This window comes from Pedobacter borealis DSM 19626, from assembly GCF_000708285.2.
GTDB lineage: Bacteria > Bacteroidota > Bacteroidia > Sphingobacteriales > Sphingobacteriaceae > Pedobacter > Pedobacter borealis.
Genome location: NZ_JAUG01000177.1, coordinates 1 through 2,809, shown reverse-complemented (window position 1 = coordinate 2,809; position 2,809 = coordinate 1). Strand labels below are relative to the sequence as shown.

Below are 2,809 nucleotides of genomic sequence, written 5' to 3'. Positions count from 1 at the left end.
TTTGTGACGTTTTAATCAAGTTTTCAGTTAAGGCGGTCGTCACCCTGAATTTATTTCAGGGTCTTTCACGCTAAAAAGATGCTGAAATAAATTCAGCAGGACGATAAAGCTGGATTAGGCGTGTATAAGATATGATTTTCAGCTAATAATTATCGAACTCAGGTTATAAATATAAAAATGATGAATCCATTACTATTAACCGACGGATACAAAGTAGATCACCGCAGGCAATACCCTGAAAATACCACATTGGTTTACTCTAACTGGACGCCAAGAAAAAGCAGGCTAGAAAACGTAAATCGTGTAGTGCTTTTTGGTTTGCAGTATTTTATTAAAAAATACATCATTGAAGATTTTAACCAGAATTTCTTTAAACAGCCAAAAGAGGAAATTTTAAAGAAATATGCGCGCAGGATCAATAATTACCTGGGAGAAAATTTGGTAGGCATACAGCATATAGCTGATTTACACGATCTGGGTTATATTCCAATGGTTTTTAAATCATTACCAGAAGGTGCTGAAGTGCCTTTGCGTGTACCCATGTTTACCATGTACAATACCAAGTCTGAATTTTTCTGGCTGACCAATTATTTCGAAACCTTATTGTCAGCGGTGGTGTGGCTGCCATGTAATTCTGCTACAATAGCTAAACAATACCGCGCCATTTTGGATCAGTATGCCGCAGAAACCTCTTCAGTTCCAGAATTTGTAGATTGGCAGGGGCACGATTTCTCTATGCGGGGCATGGGTGGAATAGAAGCTGCAGTAACTTCTGCAGCCGGGCATTTATTGAGTTTTACAGGAACAGATACCATTCCAGCCATCGATTTTTTAGAAGAGTATTACAATGCAGATTCAGATAAAGAGTTAATCGGCGGCTCAGTAGCTGCTACAGAACACTCTGTAATGTGTATGGGAACCAATACCGGAGAACTCGAAACCTTTAAACGTTTGATTTTAGAAGTTTACCCAAAAGGAATTGTATCTATCGTTTCTGATACCTGGGATTTATGGAAAGTGTTGACAGAGTATCTACCTGTTTTAAAAGATGATATTATCGCCCGTCCAGGTAAAGTAGTAATCAGGCCAGATTCGGGAGATCCGGTTGATATTATCTGTGGAAATCCAAATGGCAAAAACGAAAATGAGAAAAAGGGTGTAATCGAGTTGCTATGGGATGTTTTCGGTGGAAAAACCAACGACAAAGGATTTAAAGAACTGGTACCGCAGATTGGTGCTATTTATGGAGATAGCATTACTACCGAAAGAGCTACACAGATCTGCGAGCGGCTAAAAGCTAAAGGCTTTGCTTCTACCAATGTTGTTTTTGGCATCGGTTCATTCACCTATCAATATAATACACGCGATACTTTTGGTTTTGCGATGAAAGCCACTTATGGAGAAGTAGATGGCATCGGTCGCGAAATATTTAAAGATCCGATTACCGACGATGGCACCAAGAAATCAGCAAAAGGTTTACTGAAGATTTTTAAAAATGCAGAAGGCGAATACGAACTGAAAGATCAATGCAGCTGGGAAGAAGAAGCACAGGGCGAATTGAAAGAAATTTTTCGCGACGGAAAGTTATTGATCGATTATTCTCTTGTTGAAATTAGAGAAAGGCTAAAGAATAGTTAACTTCGCCAAGTTTTTGAAGTGGTATCATTAATATGGGATTGTCATCCTGAGCCTGTCGAAGGACATAATTAATCATTTCGACAGGCTCAATGTGACAGATTAGATTTATTTATGACACACCTCATTTAATGTAAGATACAATGCAGAACAACCCCACATTTAACCATCAGGCTGATATCGTAAATAGTGCCATTAGATTTATAAACGCATGGTTTAAGCAATCGAAGGCCATTACCGACGAATTGAATGATTTTTTTATTCTTCCGGGTAATAAAATTATGGGCAAAGATGTTATTATTGGTCGGCTAAAAGGTATTTTCGGCCGGTCTGATGAATATGTTGGTGGCAGATACGATATTATCGATGTTAATTTTGAATTAATGAACGAGGGTAAGGGGATGGGCTTTGTTGAAGGGGTTGCAGGTTATAGAGATGTTGTTCAAAAACAATCAAAAATAGTAAGCGGACCTTTTAAACTGTATTTCGCATTGCATAACGGTGGCTGGAAAATTGTAAATATCGAATTTCCGGGGTTTAGCTATTGATTTAGGTATATATGACACTTATCAATATGATGTATTATCGAAAATAAATATCTATATTTGTACCAATATGGTACATTTAAAATAGGATTATGTTAGTGGTAAGCAGTAGGGAATTTAGAGAGAAACAGGCCGAATATATGGATATGGCTGATAGTGGAGAACAGATTATTGTTCAAAGGGGCAAAAATAAAGCATATTCAATAACACCAATCACTAATGATGATATCTATTTTTCAAAAGAGATGGTCGAAAAAATTGAAAAATCACTTTTGCAGGCAAAAAATGGCGAACTTACTAAAGTTACAGGAAAAGATGCCTTAGTAGAATTTCTTAAAGATTTATAATGTATAGCCTAGCGTTCACTTCACAGGCAATAGAGGATCTTAAGTGGCTAAAGAAAACAGACCAAAGTGCTTATAAAAAGGTTCAAAAATTATTATTAGAACTTATTGATCACGGATCAAGCAAAAAAGTTGGGGATTAATTCTAGGCATAAATTTTAGCTAATCTGAACAAGAAGAATTTTACATTTCTCACTCCCCTAAACTGTGATCTGAATGCTTTTATTTTAGCGTTGAAAGATTCAGCAGATGCATTGGTGCTTCTATTTGTAAAGTAGTTTAATA

At 36.7% G+C, this 2,809-nt stretch carries 4 protein-coding genes; 3 read left to right on the top strand and 1 reads right to left on the bottom strand.

Annotated features, from left to right (window positions below; translation table 11 throughout):
• Positions 1–177 precede the first annotated feature (177 nt).
• The 3 genes from AW17_RS23250 (at position 178) to AW17_RS23240 (ending at position 2,527) form a co-directional block, all read left to right on the top strand.
• The gene (locus AW17_RS23250) at positions 178–1,638 is read left to right on the top strand and encodes a nicotinate phosphoribosyltransferase (RefSeq protein WP_209444339.1); all 1,461 of its coding nucleotides are present in this window, start codon (positions 178–180) and stop codon (positions 1,636–1,638) included.
• Between the two features lie 140 nt (positions 1,639–1,778).
• A complete protein-coding gene (locus AW17_RS23245) occupies positions 1,779–2,183 on the top strand; it encodes a hypothetical protein (RefSeq protein ID WP_029280727.1) in 405 nt (134 codons plus the stop codon).
• Positions 2,184–2,272: 89 nt separating this feature from the next.
• The gene (locus AW17_RS23240) at positions 2,273–2,527 is read left to right on the top strand and encodes a type II toxin-antitoxin system prevent-host-death family antitoxin (RefSeq protein WP_029280725.1); all 255 of its coding nucleotides are present in this window, start codon (positions 2,273–2,275) and stop codon (positions 2,525–2,527) included.
• 142 nt (positions 2,528–2,669) lie between these two features.
• Here the strand turns inward: AW17_RS23240 and AW17_RS23235 are convergent.
• Positions 2,670–2,809, bottom strand: a 140-nt coding sequence (locus AW17_RS23235) for a transposase (protein WP_029280723.1), incomplete at its 5' end; no start/stop codon positions are given.